The following is a 15,044-nucleotide window of genomic DNA, read 5'->3' on the forward strand; positions in this document are numbered from 1 at the left end:
CGTCAGCGACGTTCCTCGCGCTGCTTGCACTCGACGCAGAGGCTGGCCCTGGGGAACGCCTGCAGGCGCGCCTTGCCGACCGCGCGACCGCAGGACTCGCACGCCGCGAACGTGCCGTTGGCGATCCGCGCGAGTGCCCGCTGCGTCTGGGACAGCAGGTCGCGCGTGTTGTTCACGAGCGTCAGCTCCTGCTCCCGCTCGAGCGCAGACGAACCGGAGTCCGCCTGGTCGTCGCCCGCGCCGTCCCCGGAGTTGCGCAGCAGGTCCGACAGCTCGGCATCGGCCGCGGCGAGCTCGCTGGTCAGGCGGTCGATGTCGCTCGTGAGCTCTTCGGCGATGTCCTTGATCTCGCGTGCCGTCCACGCCTTCTCGCCGTCACGAACGGGGAGGCCCCGAACGATCTTGGCCAGGTCCTTGGCGTCGGAGGTCACGTCGATGGCGCTGAGTGCGTCGTTGATGGCCACTGATGGGCCCCCTGTCCTCGAAGTCACGTGACTGTATGCGGGTGTCGGACCGGACACAACACACCACGCCGGGTGAATCCTGGCACTCCGCTCATAGCGGACGCGCTGGACGAAACCCGGCGTGGTGTGTGACGGCGAACCCGACCTGACCTGTGGAGATACCTGTGGCGAACCTGTGACGCGAACCGGACGGGTGGCCGTCAGAGGTTCTGTGCGTCTCCGACGGGCTGCGGCTGGCCCGAGCGCGGCGGAAGCGCGTTGCCCCGGTTGTCGAGGTCGCCGAGCAGGTTCTCGAGGTAGCTCTTGAGGCGCGTGCGGTAGTCCCGCTCGAAGACCCGGAGCTCGTCGATCTTGCGCTCCAGGAGCGACCGCTCCTGCTCGAGCTGGCCGAGCGTGCGCTGCGACGTCTCCTCCGCCTCGCGAACGATGCGGTTCGCCTGGCTCTTGGCCTCGCCGACCAGTCGATCCGACTCCTCCTGGCCGCTGCGCACGTAGTCGTCGTGCAGCTTCTGGGCGAGTGCGAGCATGCCCGTGGCCGACTCCGGCTCGCTGCTGCGAGGAGCATCGGAGACGGGCGCGACGACGGGTGCCGGAGCAGCGACCGGGGCCGCGAGGACGGGCGCGGGCGCCGGGACCGGCTCCGGCGTGGGCTCGGGCTTCGGGGCGGGCGCTGCCTGCTGCGCACCTGCTCGGCTCAGCTCGGCGATCCGGCGCTCAGCCGCGGCAAGCTTGGTCTTGAGGTCCTCGTTCTCCCCCTGGAGGTCCCGGAGGGTGTTCACGACCTCGTCGAGGAAGTCGTCGACCTCGTCCTGGTCGTACCCCTCGCGGAACTTCGTGGCCTGGAACTTCTTGTTCAGGACCTCGTCTGCAGTCAGCAGCGCCATCGTCGTCACCTCTGTCGGTAGAGCTTGTCGGTCGAGTCAGCCGGTCCGGCGGCAGTCCACCCGACCGCCACGGGCCACGGTATCGGAGAATGTCGTCGGCGCACGCCCCGACGACACGCCCACGGATGGGTGGTTCAGAGCGATCCGAAGACCCGCATCAGGATCAGGCACAGGATGAATACCACCATGAACGCCAGGTCCAGCTGGATCGAGCCGATGCGGATCGGCGGCAGAATCCGCCGCAGCGCCTTCAACGGCGGGTCCGTCACCGAGTAGGTCACCTCGGCGACGACCAGCGCGAGACCCGTCGGATGCCACTCACGTGCGAAGAACTGGACCCAGTCCAGAACAAGACGAACGAGCAGGATCAGGAAGAAGACCAGAACGACGAAGTACAGGACCGATCCGATGAGGTGCACGCGTCAGCTCTGGTCGTAGAAGCCCGTGCGCGCCGGCTGCTCGGCCGGAGCCGCAGTCTCTCCGGCCACCTCGACGTGTGCCGGCGACAGCAGGAAGACCTTGCTGGTCACACGCTCGATCGCGCCGTGCAGCCCGAAGATCAGACCCGCCGAGAAGTCGACCAGACGCTTGGCGTCGGCGTCGTCCATGTCCGTCAGGTTCATGATCACGGGCGTCCCCTCGCGGAACGCCTCACCGATCTTGCGCGCGTCGTTGTAGGAGCGCGGGTGGATCGTCGTGATCCGCCGCAGCTCTCCTGCGGGGGCGGGCGTGTGGACGTGCACGCTCGCCTGGGTCGGCACGGCCGACCGGTTCGGACGGTGCAGCGGTGTGACCTGGGCCTCGTACTCGGTCGGCACGGCGACCTCCCCGTCGTCATAGTCTTCGACGTAATCCTCGTGCTCGGCCCTGTCATCGGCCAGGCCGAGGTACAGCATCGTCTTGCGCAGCGCTCCGGCCATCGCCTTGGCTCCCTCCCCGCATCTCTGCGGACCACCCCGGAGCCCGGCGCCCGACCCCGCAGGGGTCGCTAAGACGCTGATGGGCTCCCTCTGCCGGTCACGCTAGCAACGCGTGTGCGCCGATCGCGTAGCGACACGCCCGCTTGCACGAGCGTTCGCCTCGTTCGGGTCCGGACGGTCACGCAACGGTGCGCACCACTCCCGCGAACCGCCCTGTGCGCGCGGAACGTCGATACGAGAACAGGTCGCCGTCCGTGTACGTGTCACGGTCGGAGGCGTACGCGACACGCACCCCCAGCCGGCGCAGGACCGCGCCGACGCCCGCCGGCAGGTCGAGCGCCGGAGTCCCCCACGACGTCGTCGCGAACGTCTCGGGCACCACAGCGACGACCTCGTCGCGAAGCTCGGCCGGAACCTCGTACGAGCGACCGCTGATCGCAGGGCCGATGGCGGCGCGGATGTGCTCGACCTCCGCACCCGCGCCGGCCATCGCAGCCAGGGCAGACTCCAGAACACCGGACACCAGCCCCCGGCGGCCTGCGTGGACGGCCGCCACGACTCCCGCGGACGCATCGGCGAGCAGGACCGGGACGCAGTCCGCCACCAGGACGCCGACCGGGACGTCGGGCGACGTCGACACGAGAGCGTCGGCCTCCCCTGGGTCTAGGTCTGCCGGCCGCGACAGGACCACGACGCCGGTGCCGTGCACCTGGGTCGCGTAGACCACGGGTGCACCGACCCAGTCGTCGAGCACCTCGCGGTTGCGCGCAACGGTCGTCGGGTCGTCACCGACCGCGAGCCCGAGGTTGAGCGAGTCGTACGGCGCCGCGCTGAACCCACCGCGCCGGGAGGTGAAGCCTGCCCGGATGCCGTGACCGAGGTCGACGCCGTCGACGAGCACGCGATCTACTTCAGGAAGTCCGGCACGTCCAGCTCGTCGCGCTCCCGGTCGCGGCGCGGCGCGTCCTCCGTGAAGATCCGCGGGACCTCGAGCGCACCGGTGATCGGCGTGGGCTCCGCCTCCGTCGAGAGGAACGCCGGCACTCCCGGCTGACCGGCCGTGCCTGCATAGGCGCCGACCGGGACCGGCAGCTCGTCGCGCTCGACGACCGGGCGGGGCGAGGGGACCTGGGCGGGCGTCGGGGCCGGGCGGGCAGCAGCGGCGGTGCTCCCCGAGACCTGACCCAGCGCGCGGGCATCGCGACGCACGGTCGGCGAGCCGCTGTCGAACCCGGCAGCGATGACCGTGACGCGCACCTCGTCTCCGAGCGCGTCGTCGATCACGGCTCCGAAGATGATGTTGGCCTCCGGGTGCGCAGCCTCCTGGACCAGACGGGCAGCCTCGTTGATCTCGAACAGGCCGAGGTCCGAACCTCCCTGGATGGACAGGAGCACGCCGTGCGCGCCGTCGATGCTCGCCTCGAGCAGCGGTGATGAGATGGCCATCTCGGCCGCCTGCACCGCGCGGTCGTCGCCTCGGGCGAAGCCGATGCCCATCAGCGCCGAACCCGCACCCTGCATGACGGACTTCACGTCGGCGAAGTCCAGGTTGATCAGGCCGGGCGTGGTGATGAGGTCCGTGATCCCCTGGACGCCCGAGAGGAGCACCTGGTCGGCGGAGTGGAACGCGTCCAGAACCGAGACGGACCGGTCCGAGATCTGCAGCAGTCGGTCGTTGGGGATGACGATCAGCGTGTCGACCTCGGCTCGCAGCGCCTCGATCCCCGAGTCGGCCTGCACCGAGCGGCGCCGGCCCTCGAACGTGAACGGCCGGGTCACGACGCCGATGGTCAGCGCTCCGAGCGAGCGGGCGATCCGGGCGACGACCGGGGCGCCACCGGTGCCGGTTCCGCCGCCCTCGCCAGCCGTCACGAACACCATGTCCGCACCGCGAAGGACGTCCTCGATCTCGTCCTTGTGATCCTCGGCGGCCTTCTTGCCGACCTCGGGGTCGGCGCCGGCACCGAGGCCGCGCGTGAGCTCGCGCCCGATGTCGAGCTTGACGTCCGCGTCCGACATGAGGAGCGCCTGCGCGTCCGTGTTGACGGCGATGAACTCGACACCCTTGAGGCCGACCTCGATCATGCGGTTGACGGCGTTGACGCCGCCACCTCCGATGCCGACGACCTTGATGACCGCCAGGTAGTTCTGCGGAGCTGCCACGGTGGGTGCCTCTCGTTCTGCGCTGTGCGTGATGTGCCTGCGTGCTGCGCCTGCTGCCAGTTGCGGCACGGGCCGCGAGAGCCGTCCGGGCGACACGCCGCGGCTGGCTTTCAACCTTCACCCTCTAGTTGAGGGTTATAGTTATGTCAGGTTCTGTTGTCAGGCGTGACGCTAGGTGCCGCACCGGGCACGATCAACGACCGCGCCGCGCGTGTCGGGACTTGCCGACGAATCTCGCCCGCCCTACTTCGTGATGGGCAGCCGCGGAGCCGACACGTCGATGACCGTCGCGCCCGCCGCGGCAGGCGACGCCCGCAACGCGTTGAGCACCGCGCTCTTCAGAGGCGTCTGGTGCGCGTTCCCCCAGTCGACCCGGACGCCGTCGCGCAGCTGCATGGTCACCGTGTCCTGCGTGTGCGCCGAGACACCCTCCACCTGTGCGAGCAGGTCGGCCGGCAGCTCGTGCAGCACACCCAGCACCGCAGCCAGGGTCCGCTTGTCGCCCACCGGGACGTCCACCGCGGGGAGCCCTGGCGGGGCAGCGTCGACCCGCCCGACCTGGACACCGTCCTCGTCGAGGAGCGCGAATCCCGCACCGGACGAGGCGTCCGGCACCGCAGCCACGGGCTCTCGGGCCACGAGGGTCACCGACAGCCCGGCCGGCCAGGATCGCGTCACCCTCGCCTCACGAACGCCCGGGACGTCGAGGATCTCGTCCCGCAAGGACACGGTGTCGAGGCGAGGCAGCGGTGTCCGGGCGTGCGCTGCCACGACGGCCTGGACCTGGTCGACCGCGACCACCGTGCCGGCACCCCGGACAACGACCTTTGCCGTGTCGAGCGCGAGCACGGGCGACACGAACAGCAGCCACCCGAGACCGACGACGGCGACGACGACCGCACCGGTCAGGAGCATCTGCCGGCGCGCGAGGTTGCGGCGCGCGCGAGCCCGCTCGGCGAACCGGGCGATCGAGCTCGTCGACAGCACAGGCGGCGAGACCGGCCCGCCGTACGCGCGGGCCCGTCCCGCGGAGTAGGTGGTCACCACCCGGCCGAAGGAGTCGACGCCGGCAGGCGGAGTCGGCACGGGCTGCTCGGGAGCTCGCTCGGGGACCGGCGTGCTCACCGGCCTCGTGGGTGCGGGTCGGGTGCGCGTCGGACGGCTCGAGGCTGGCTCGCGTGGCACCGTGGGCCGCGACGGGCTCACGCCGACTCCCCGGAGAGCTCGTCCAGCACGACGGACGCCAGGAGCGTGACGTCGCCGGCACCGACCGTCAGCAGCAGGTCCCCCGGCCGGGCCGCTCGCGCGACCGCGCGCGCCGCGTCCAGCCGGTCGGGGACGAACGTCGCCTTGCCCTGCGTAGGCACCCGCTCGACGATCAGGGCGCCGGTTACGGCAGGATCGGGATCCTCGCGCGCGGCGTAGACATCGGTCACCACGACCACGTCGGCAAGGTCGAACGCGACGCCGAACTGGTCGGCGAACGTCCGGGTGCGCGAGTAGAGATGCGGCTGGAACAGGACGATCACCCGCCCCTCCGCGGCGACGGACCGCGCCTGCCGGAGCAGCGCGGCAACCTCGGTCGGGTGGTGGGCGTAGTCGTCCACCACCCGCACGCCAGCGGCGCTTCCCCGGTCCTCGAAGCGTCGACCGGTCCCCCGGAAGGCCGCGAGACCGCTCGCGGCAGCGACCGGATCCGTGCCGAGGCGCCGTGCGGCCGCCCACGCGCCGCCCGCGTTGAGCGCGTTGTGCGCGCCGGGAACCGCGAGCCGGACTGTCAGCACGCCGTCGGGCGTCGTCAGATCCACGCTCCAGGCCGAGCCGTCAGGTCGCAGGTCCCCCACCACCACGTCCGCGCTGGGCGACGTGCCGTACGTGACGACGTCGACGCTGCGCGCGGTGAGCTGGGCGCGCGCACGGTCGACGAGACGAACCGCACCCGCGTCGTCGGCGCACGCCACCAGGGCACCCCCGGGTCGGATGCGCTCGGCGAACTGAACGAACGCGTCCTCGAAGGCCTCCACGGAGCCGTAGTGGTCCAGGTGGTCGGCCTCGACGTTCGTCACGACGGCGACCAGCGGTGCGTACGCGAGGAACGAGCCGTCCGACTCGTCGGCCTCTGCGACGAAGGCACGGCCGGAGCCGTCCCTGCTGCCCCCGAGAGGTCCGTCGGCGGTGAGCACGGTGCCACCGATCGCGAAGGACGGGTCGGCACCGGCGTCCAGCAGCGCCGTCGCGACCATCGCCGACGTCGTCGTCTTGCCGTGGGCGCCCGCGACCGCGATGGCGTCACGGCCGACCATGAGCGCGGCGAGGGCTTCCGACCGGTGCAGCACCCGGACGCCCTGCTCCCGGGCCCGGACGAGCTCCGGGTTGGACTCGCGCACCGCCGACGACACGACGAGCGTGTCGACCCCGTCGACGAGCGCGGCGTCGTGCCCGACGTGGACCGTCACACCGGCCTCCCGCAGCGCTGGCAGCGCCGGGCCGTCGGCGGCGTCGGAACCGCTCACGGTCAGCCCTCGTGCGACGAGCAACGCGGCGACAGCTGACATCCCCGCTCCCCCGACCCCGACGAGGTGCACCCGGCCCAGCGTGGCCGCCGGCAGCGGCTCCGGCGCAGGCTTCCGTGCGGCAGGGAGCTGGAGCTCGACGAGCCGGGCCACGCGGGCGGCTGCATCCCGGACACCGACGCTCGCGGCAGCGCGTCCCATCCGCGCACGCGTCTCGGTAGCCGTGTCCCCGACCAGCAGCACGGGCAGGTGCGCGAGCAACCAGGCGGGATCGAGGTCGCCGTCGTCGACGAGCAGTCCACCGCCCGCGGCCACGACCGCGGCTGCGTTGAGCCGCTGCTCGCCGTTGCCGACGGGCAGCGGGACGTAGACAGCCGGGATGCCCAGAGCGGCGAGCTCGCACACCGTGCCGGCACCGGATCGTCCGACCACGACGTCGGCGACCGCCAGGGCCAGATGCATGTCCGTCAGGTACTCGCGCACCTGGTACCGCTCCGCGAACGGCACACCGACGAGCGCCGACCGCACGGCGTCAGCCTTGCCGGCACCCGTGAGGTGCAGGACCTGCACCCCCCTGGCGAGGAGGTCCCGGGCGGCACCCGCGACAGCGGCGTTGACGCTCACGGCGCCGAGGGAGCCCCCCGAGACCACGAGCGTCGGGAGCGTCGGGTCCAGACCCAAGGACGCTGCAGCGGCGACGCGCGCGCTGTGTGCGTCCGCGGTGCGCTCGGCGAGCAGCCGGGCGATGGGCGCGCGCAGCGGCAGGCCCGTGACCTGTGCGCCGCGCAGCGCCGTCCCGGGGAACGTCACCGCCACCGACGCCGCCCAGCGGGCGCCGAGCCGGTTGGCCAGGCCCGGGCGCGCGTTCGCCTCGTGGATCACGACCGGGATCCCGCGCCGGCGGGCCGCAAGGTAGGCCGGGGTGGAGACGTACCCACCGAATCCGACGACGACCTGTGCGCCGGACTCGTCGATCGCGGCTCCAGCCGCCCTGACCGCGGCACGCAGCCGGCCGGGCAGGCGGAACCAGTCGAGGGTCGGCCGTCGCGGCAGCGGGACCCTCGGGACCAGGGCGAGCTCGAGCCCGTGCTCAGGCACGAGGCGCGTCTCGAGGCCCTGCGCGGTGCCGAGGACGGTCAGGCGTGCGTTCGGGTGCCGGCGGTGGAGCTCGTCAGCCACCGCGAGCAGCGGGTTGACGTGGCCCGCCGTCCCGCCGCCGGCGAGGAGCACCGACGGGACCCGGCGGTCGTCAGCCACGGGACCGCCCGATGACGGCGAGCGAGCGACGCACGACGCTCGGCCGTGCGGCGAGCGCCTCGGCAGCGCCCGGCTCCGACCGTGCGAACGCGATGAGCACCCCGAGGGCGGCCATGGTCATGACGAGTGCCGACCCACCCGCGGACACGAGCGGGAGCGGCACGCCGATCACGGGTGCGAGGCCGATGACGACGGCGATGTTCACGAGGGCCTGCCCGATGATCCAGCACAGGATCGCGCCGGTGGTGATCTGCACGAAGGGGTCGGGGTGCCGCCGGATGATCCGGATCATGGCGAACGCGAGCAGACCGAACAGGGCGAGCACCAGCAGCGTGCCGATCAGGCCGAGCTCCTCGCCGAGGATCGCGAAGATGAAGTCGTTGTGGGCGGCCGGCAGGTAGGACCACTTCTCGCGGCTCTCCCCCAGACCGAGGCCGCCCCAGCCGCCGCTGGCGAGCCCGTAGCCGCCGTGCAGGGTCTGGTAGCAGGACGACTGCACGTCGCACTCCGCGGACACCCAGTCGAGGATGCGGTGCATCCGGTTCTTGCTGGTCACCGTCAGCAGGGCCGTCATGCCGATCGCGAGCAGCGCTGCCAGGCCGAACATCCGCAGCGGCACACCCGCGACGAACAGGGCGCCCGCGACCAGGAGCAGGAGCACCATCGCCGTGCCGAGGTCGTGGCCCGCGAGGATGACGCCGAGAGCGAGCCCGGCGACCGGCACCGCCGGAACCAGCGCGTGCCGCCACTGGTGCAGGAGCGGGAGCTTGCGAGCCAGGACGGCGCCGAGCCACACGGCGAGCGCGAGCTTGATCGCCTCGGAAGGCTGCGCGTTGATGCCACCGATCCGGACCCAGTTCTGGTTTCCGCCGACGCCTGTGCCCACGTGCGGCACGAACACCAGCAGCTGGAACAGGATCGCCGCGCCGAGGACCGGCCAGGCGAACCGTTTGAAGATCCGCACCGGCATCCGCGACAGCACGATGAGGATCGGCAGGCCGATCAGCGCGAACTGCGCCTGGTTCAGGAACACGGCGTAGGGCGTGCCGTTCTTGTCCAGCGACTCCACGCTCGAGCTCGACAGGACCATCACGAGCCCGACCACGAGCAGCAGCGCCGCCGCACCGATGAGCACGTAGTAGCTGGTGACCGCACTGTTCCACTGCCCGAGCATCGACCCCGACCGCCCCGGCACGGTCGGCTCGCGTGCAGGCTCCCGGGCGGGTCGCGAGGTCGTCGCGGTCATGCCCAGGCTCCCCTCCGCCCTGCTCACACGTCCTCGCCGAGCGCACGCACGGCGGCGGCGAACTCCTCACCTCGGGCGGCGTACGACGTGAACTGGTCCATCGACGCGCACGCGGGGGCGAGCAGCACGGTGATGCGCCCGTGAGCAGGCAGCAGCCGGGCGGTGCCGACGGCGAGCCGACGAGCCTCGTGCACGGCGCGGGTCATCACCGCCTCAGTCTCACCGGCGTCCACCTCGACCACGGGGACCTCGGGTGCGTGTCGGGCGAGTGCCTCGCGCAAGGGCTCCCGATCCACCCCGATCAGGACCGCGGCGGCGAGACGGTCCTTTCTGCTGCGGACCAGCTCGTCGAACCGGGCTCCCTTGGCCAGGCCCCCAGCGACCCAGACGACGGACTCGGCGGCGAAGGCCCCGAGCGCAGCGGCCGCGGCGTGCGCGTTCGTCGCCTTCGAGTCGTCGACGTACGCGATGCCGTCGACGGTGGCGACGGTCTCCAGCCGGTGGGAGCCCGCGGAGTAGGCACGCAGCCCGGCGCGCACGACGGCGGGCTCGACACCGTGCGCGAGCGCCAGCGCAGCCGCGGCCAGGGCGTTGGTGACGACGTGCGGCGGCACGTTCCCGTCCGGGCCTGCCAGGTGCGCGAGGTCGTCGAGCGTGCCGAGCTCGGCAGCGTGGGTGTGCCGCAGGCGCGCGAACCCGCGGTCCACCAGCACGTCTTCGACGAGCCCCACCTGCCCGACGAGCGGTGTGCCGAGCGTGAACCCGACGGCCACGGCACCGTCGACCACGTCGGCGTCACGCACGAGGTCCTCGGTCCGCGTGTCGGCGAGGTTGTAGACGCACGCCACCTGGGCGCGCTCGAAGATCCGTCCCTTGTCCGCGGCGTACGCCTCGAGGGTGCCGTGCCAGTCGAGGTGGTCCGCGGCGACGTTGAGCACAGCCGCGGCCTGCGCCGACATCGAGTGCGTGAAGTGCAGCTGGAAGCTCGACAGCTCGACCACCACCACGTCGACGGACGGGTCGACCGCTGCGAGCGTGACGGGCGTCCCCACGTTGCCCACAGCCGCGACGTGCTCCCCGGCTGCGCGCAGGATCGACTCGAGCATGCCCACCGTGGTCGTCTTGCCGTTGGTTCCCGTCACCGCCAGCCACGGAGCGGGACCGTCGCCCGATGCCCGGTCGACTCGCACCCGCCACGCGAGCTCGACCTCGCTCCACACCGGCAGGCCCCGTTCGAGCGCCGCGGCGAGGAGCGGGTGGTGCGGAGCCAGCCCCGGCGAGGCGACGACGAGCGACGCTCGGTCGAGCGCAGTCCCGGCGAGCAGCTCGTCGGTGCCGATGACGTCGTCGGCGCGGTCGTCGACCGGCACCACACGAGCCCCCCGCGAGGCGAGCACCTCGGCTGCCGCGCGACCCGAGACCCCGAGGCCGGCGACGATCACCAGGGCGCCGTCGAGCTCGACCTCAGCCACCTAGCCGGACCCACTCGGCGTAGAAGATCCCGACGCCCAGCGCCACGAAGAGCCCGGCGATGATCCAGAACCGGATGACGATCGTCACCTCGCCCCACCCCGAGAGCTCGAAGTGGTGGTGCAGCGGCGCCATCTTGAAGACCCGTTTCCCGGTCATCTTGAAGAAGCCGATCTGGATGACGTCGGACATCACCTCGAGGACGAAGAGGCCACCGATGATCGCGGCCAGGATCTCCGTCCGGGTGAGGATCGACAGACCGGCCAACGCGCCGCCGAGGGCGAGCGAACCTGTGTCCCCCATGAAGATCTTGGCCGGGCTGGCGTTCCACCACAGGAAGCCGAAGCACGCGCCCACGATCGCGGCGGCCACGACCGCGAGGTCCAGCGGGTCTCTCGTCTCGTAGCAGCTCGGGCCCGCGGTCGCGAGGAACTGGCAGCTCTGGTTGTTCTGCCAGACACCGACGATGACGTAGGCGCCGAACACGATGAGAGAGACACCGGTGGCCAGCCCGTCGAGACCGTCCGTGAGGTTCACGGCGTTCGACCAGGCCGTGATGAGGAAGTTCGCCCAGACGACGAAGAGCAGGACGCCGACCGTCACACCCCAGAACGCCAGGTCGATCTTGGTGTCCCGGATGAACGAGATGTTCGTCGAGGCCGGTGCGCGGAACTTGTCGTTGGAGAACTGGAGCGCCGCCACGGCGAAAGTCACGCCGACGAGCCCCTGCCCGAGGATCTTCCAGCGCGCCTTCAGCCCGAGGCTGCGCTGGCGCGAGATCTTGATGAAGTCGTCGAGGAACCCGACCAGCCCGAGCCCCGTCATGAGGAACAGGACGAGGACCGCTGACGCACTCGGCATCGTCTGGGTGGCGAGCAGTCCGCCGATCCAGCCGAGCAGCGTGGCACCGATGATGACGACGCCGCCCATGGTCGGTGTGCCGCGCTTGGTGAAGTGCGCGGTCGGACCGTCCTGCCGGATGAACTGGCCGTACTGCTTGCGCACCAGGAACCGGATGAACACGGGCGTCCCGAGCAGGGCGATGATCATCGACAGCCCGCCGGAGATCATGAGCGCCCTCATGACGCGCCGCCCTCCACGAGCCGGTCGCCGAGACGCCACAGACCGGCGTCGTACGAGGACTTCACCAGGACGACGTCACCGGAGCGCAGCTCGGCCTCCAGGAACCGGGTCGCGACGTCGAGATCGTCGGCGAGCACGACCTCGTCCCCCCACGAGCCCTCGTGGTTGGCACCGTCACGGATGGCGCGGGCGCCCTCTCCGACGACGATCGTGAGCCCGATGTTCAACCGGACGCAGAGCCGCCCGATCGCGTCGTGCGCGGTGCGAGCTTCCGGGCCGAGCTCGAGCATCTCGCCGAGGACGGCGATCGAGCGTCGGTCACGGCCGGCCAGGACGGCGAGGGCCTTCAGGGCCGCGCGCATCGAGTCGGGGTTCGCGTTGTAGGAGTCGTCGACGACCGTGACGCCGTCGGCGCGGTCCACGACGTGCATGCGGTGCGGGCTGAGGGCGTCGGCGGCGGTCAGACCTGACGCGACCGCGTCGACGTCCAGCCCGAGGGCCACGGCCGCTGCTGCGGCGGCGAGGGCGTTGTGCACGTGGTGCTCACCGACCAGGCGAAGCTCGACCGCTGCGGTTCGCTCGCCTCGCTCCGAACGGGACACGAGCGTGAACCGCGCACGTCCGGCGCGGTCCAGGACCACGTCCCGGGCTCCCACCGACGCCTCCGGCGCGGCGCCGAAGGTCACCACGTCGCCGGGTGCGAGCGGAGCCATGGCCGTGACGCGCGGGTCGTCGATGTTGAGGACCGCGACACCGTCCCCCACCAGACCCTGCACGATCTCGGCCTTCGCTCGCGCGACCGCTTCGATCCCGCCGAAGCCGCCCAGGTGCGCCTGCCCGACGACCAGCACGACGGCGACGTCCGGCGGCGCGATCTGCGTGAGGTAGGTGAGGTGCCCCGGACCGCTGGCGCCCATCTCGAGCACGAGGAAGCGCGTGGACTCGTCGGCGCGCAGGACGGTCAGCGGAAGCCCGATCTCGTTGTTGAACGAGCGCACGGGCGCGACGGTAGGTCCGACGCTGCCGCACAGCTGTGCGAGCAGGTCCTTGGTGGTCGTCTTGCCGACGGACCCGGTGATGCCGATGACCTTGAGCCCGCTGCCGCCCGGTTCCCACGACGCCTCGCGCAACCGCTCCAGCACCACACGGGCGAGGTCACCGAGGGCCTTCTCCACATCGGGGACGACGACGCTCGGCACGGTGCGGCCGCCATCGCCCACCACTTCCCGCGCTGCGAGCACGAGCACCGCACCTGCCTGGACAGCGACGGACGCGTACTCGTGACCGTCGACGTGCTCACCCGGGAGCGCGACGAACAGGCCGCCGAGCACCTCCTCGCGGGAGTCGATGACCACCGGACCGCCGACCAGCAGCGCCGGGTCGACGTCTCCGCACAGCACGCCGCCCGTCGCGGCCGCGATCTCGGCCGCTGTCAGGGCGATCACGCGTGCAGCTCCTGACGGTTCTCGTGCACGGCGAGCAGCACGGACCGGTCGTTGTACCGGTGGAACACTCCAGCGATCTCCTGCGTCGGTTCGTGACCCTTGCCCGTGATGATCACGGTGTCCCGCTCGTCGGCGAGGGCGAGGGCGTCGCGGATGGCCTGGGCACGGCTCGTCGCCTCGTGGACGTCGGCCAGGTCGGGGCGCTTGACGCGCACTCCGTCAAGGATGGCCGACCGGATGGCCGCCGGCTCCTCGGATCGTGGGTTCTCGTCCGTGACGACGATCACGTCGGCCAGCTCGGCGGCGATCTCGCCCATGATCGGGCGCTTTCCCTGGTCCCGGTCGCCGTCCGAGCCGAAGACGAGGATCAGCCGGCCGGGGGTGATCGGCCGGACGGCCTGCAGCGCGAGGGTCAGCGCGTCGGGCGTGTGCGCGTAGTCGACGAGTGACAGCGGGAAGCCGTCGCCACGCTCGATGACCCGCTCCATGCGGCCGGGGATCTCGTCAGCGTGGCCGACCGCCTCGATCGCGACCGGGAGGTCCACCCCCGCAACGTGCGCCAGGACGACGGCCAGGGCTGCGTTCGACACGTTGACGAGGCCGGGCAGAGGGCTCGCAGCCTCGTGCTCCGTGCCGTCGGGGGCACGCAGCGTGAACGTGGAGCCCACACCGTCGAGCCCGACGTCCGCCGCGGTCACGGCCCAGTCGGCGTCGATGCCCGACCCCACGCGGGTCGAGAGCGACTGCACGGGGATCCGCGCCTCGGACACCAGCCGTCGACCCCACTCGTCGTCGACGACGACGACTCCCTGGCGTGCCTGGCCCGGGGCGAACAGGCGCGCCTTGTCCCGGAAGTACCCCTCCATGTCACCGTGGAAGTCGAGGTGGTCGCGCTGCAGGTTGGTGAACCCGACGACGTCGAACACGAGCCCGTTGACCCGGCCCAGCGCGAGGGCGTGCGAGGAGACCTCCATGGCGACGGCCGTCGCGTCCCGTTCGAGCGCCGCTGCGAGCAGAGCCTGCAGAGCGGGTGCCTCGACCGTCGTCCGCGGACTCTCGATCGCGTCGTCGCCGATCCGCAGCTCCACGGTGCCGAGCAGCGCGGTGAGCCGGTGCGCGGCGCGAAGGGCAGCGTCGACGAAGTAGGTCGTCGTGGTCTTGCCGTTGGTCCCGGTCACGCCGAGCGTGACGAGCCGGCTACCGGGATCGTCGTGGGCCCACGCCGCAACCGGTCCGGCGACCCCGCGGGGGTCCTCGGTCAGCAGGACGGGCACGCGCTCTGCCAGCGCGCCGAGCATCTCGAGACCAGCCCGGTCCGTGAGGATCGCCGAGGCGCCCGCGTCGACCGCCTGCGTGGCGTACGTCGCACCGTGCACCTTGAGGCCGGGGACGGCGACGAACACGTCACCGGCGACCACGTCACCGCTGGCCAGGCTCACACCGGTCAGCGTCGCGTCCGTGGCTACGGGCAGACCTGCCGTGACCAGGCCGAACGCACCGACGAGGTCGACGACCCGGTGTGCTGCGGGATGCTTCGGGCGCATCCGAGCCGGGGTCGTCATGGGGAGAATCTACCCTGGGCGAACCCGCAGGAGCGTT

13 protein-coding genes are annotated in these 15,044 nt (G+C 71.7%); all 13 read right to left on the reverse strand.

Annotated features, from left to right (window positions below):
• Positions 1-2 precede the first annotated feature (2 nt).
• The 13 genes from N553_RS0113305 to N553_RS0113370 all read right to left on the reverse strand — a co-directional run bounded on the left by N553_RS0113305 (position 3) and on the right by N553_RS0113370 (position 15,007).
• Positions 3-464, reverse strand: coding sequence for a TraR/DksA family transcriptional regulator (locus tag N553_RS0113305; RefSeq protein ID WP_028046929.1), 462 nt, complete (start codon positions 462-464; stop codon positions 3-5).
• A gap of 200 nt (positions 465-664) precedes the next feature.
• A complete protein-coding gene (locus N553_RS0113310; RefSeq protein ID WP_028046930.1) occupies positions 665-1,348 on the reverse strand; it encodes a DivIVA domain-containing protein in 684 nt (227 codons plus the stop codon).
• Between the two features lie 134 nt (positions 1,349-1,482).
• Positions 1,483-1,767: a YggT family protein gene (locus N553_RS0113315; RefSeq protein WP_028046931.1), complete on the reverse strand. Its 285-nt coding sequence runs from the start codon at positions 1,765-1,767 to the stop codon at positions 1,483-1,485.
• Between the two features lie 3 nt (positions 1,768-1,770).
• Positions 1,771-2,268 (reverse strand): cell division protein SepF, encoded by a 498-nt coding sequence (locus tag N553_RS0113320; protein WP_028046932.1) that lies wholly within the window; start codon positions 2,266-2,268, stop codon positions 1,771-1,773.
• A 178-nt stretch (positions 2,269-2,446) separates the two neighbouring features.
• Positions 2,447-3,169 (reverse strand): peptidoglycan editing factor PgeF, encoded by a 723-nt coding sequence (pgeF, locus tag N553_RS0113325; protein ID WP_028046933.1) that lies wholly within the window; start codon positions 3,167-3,169, stop codon positions 2,447-2,449.
• Positions 3,170-3,174: 5 nt separating this feature from the next.
• Positions 3,175-4,431 (reverse strand): cell division protein FtsZ, encoded by a 1,257-nt coding sequence (ftsZ, locus tag N553_RS0113330; RefSeq protein ID WP_028046934.1) that lies wholly within the window; start codon positions 4,429-4,431, stop codon positions 3,175-3,177.
• Positions 4,432-4,674: 243 nt separating this feature from the next.
• A complete protein-coding gene (locus tag N553_RS0113335) occupies positions 4,675-5,556 on the reverse strand; it encodes a cell division protein FtsQ/DivIB (RefSeq protein ID WP_231505276.1) in 882 nt (293 codons plus the stop codon).
• A 77-nt stretch (positions 5,557-5,633) separates the two neighbouring features.
• Positions 5,634-8,201, reverse strand: a complete 2,568-nt coding sequence (gene murC / locus N553_RS25920; protein WP_034622439.1) for a UDP-N-acetylmuramate--L-alanine ligase — start codon at positions 8,199-8,201, stop codon at positions 5,634-5,636.
• Complete coding sequence (gene ftsW / locus N553_RS0113350; protein WP_028046936.1) at positions 8,194-9,447, reverse strand: putative lipid II flippase FtsW; 1,254 nt, start codon at positions 9,445-9,447, stop codon at positions 8,194-8,196. Before ftsW ends, murC begins: the two co-directional genes overlap by 8 nt.
• A 23-nt stretch (positions 9,448-9,470) precedes the next feature.
• Positions 9,471-10,919: a UDP-N-acetylmuramoyl-L-alanine--D-glutamate ligase gene (murD, locus tag N553_RS0113355; RefSeq protein WP_028046937.1), complete on the reverse strand. Its 1,449-nt coding sequence runs from the start codon at positions 10,917-10,919 to the stop codon at positions 9,471-9,473.
• Positions 10,912-12,000: a phospho-N-acetylmuramoyl-pentapeptide-transferase gene (gene mraY / locus N553_RS0113360; RefSeq protein ID WP_028046938.1), complete on the reverse strand. Its 1,089-nt coding sequence runs from the start codon at positions 11,998-12,000 to the stop codon at positions 10,912-10,914. The genes murD and mraY overlap by 8 nt, the downstream gene beginning before the upstream one ends.
• Positions 11,997-13,445: a UDP-N-acetylmuramoyl-tripeptide--D-alanyl-D-alanine ligase gene (murF, locus tag N553_RS0113365; RefSeq protein ID WP_028046939.1), complete on the reverse strand. Its 1,449-nt coding sequence runs from the start codon at positions 13,443-13,445 to the stop codon at positions 11,997-11,999. The genes mraY and murF overlap by 4 nt, the downstream gene beginning before the upstream one ends.
• The gene (locus tag N553_RS0113370; RefSeq protein ID WP_028046940.1) at positions 13,442-15,007 is read right to left on the reverse strand and encodes a UDP-N-acetylmuramoyl-L-alanyl-D-glutamate--2,6-diaminopimelate ligase; all 1,566 of its coding nucleotides are present in this window, start codon (positions 15,005-15,007) and stop codon (positions 13,442-13,444) included. Before N553_RS0113370 ends, murF begins: the two co-directional genes overlap by 4 nt.
• Positions 15,008-15,044 lie beyond the last annotated feature (37 nt).

The sequence above is a fragment of the Cellulomonas sp. URHE0023 genome (genome assembly GCF_000688475.1).
Classification (GTDB): domain Bacteria; phylum Actinomycetota; class Actinomycetes; order Actinomycetales; family Cellulomonadaceae; genus Cellulomonas.

Bases quoted from the DNA above. Each gene is read 5' to 3' on its own strand.
- N553_RS0113310 (WP_028046930.1), bottom strand. From the start codon at position 1,348: ATGGCGCTGCTGACTGCAGACGAGGTCCTGAACAAGAAGTTCCAGGCC.
- N553_RS0113320 (WP_028046932.1), bottom strand. From the start codon at position 2,268: ATGGCCGGAGCGCTGCGCAAGACGATGCTGTACCTCGGCCTGGCCGAT.
- ftsW (WP_028046936.1), bottom strand. From the start codon at position 9,447: ATGACCGCGACGACCTCGCGACCCGCCCGGGAGCCTGCACGCGAGCCG.
- mraY (WP_028046938.1), bottom strand. From the start codon at position 12,000: ATGAGGGCGCTCATGATCTCCGGCGGGCTGTCGATGATCATCGCCCTG.
- N553_RS0113370 (WP_028046940.1), bottom strand. From the start codon at position 15,007: ATGACGACCCCGGCTCGGATGCGCCCGAAGCATCCCGCAGCACACCGG.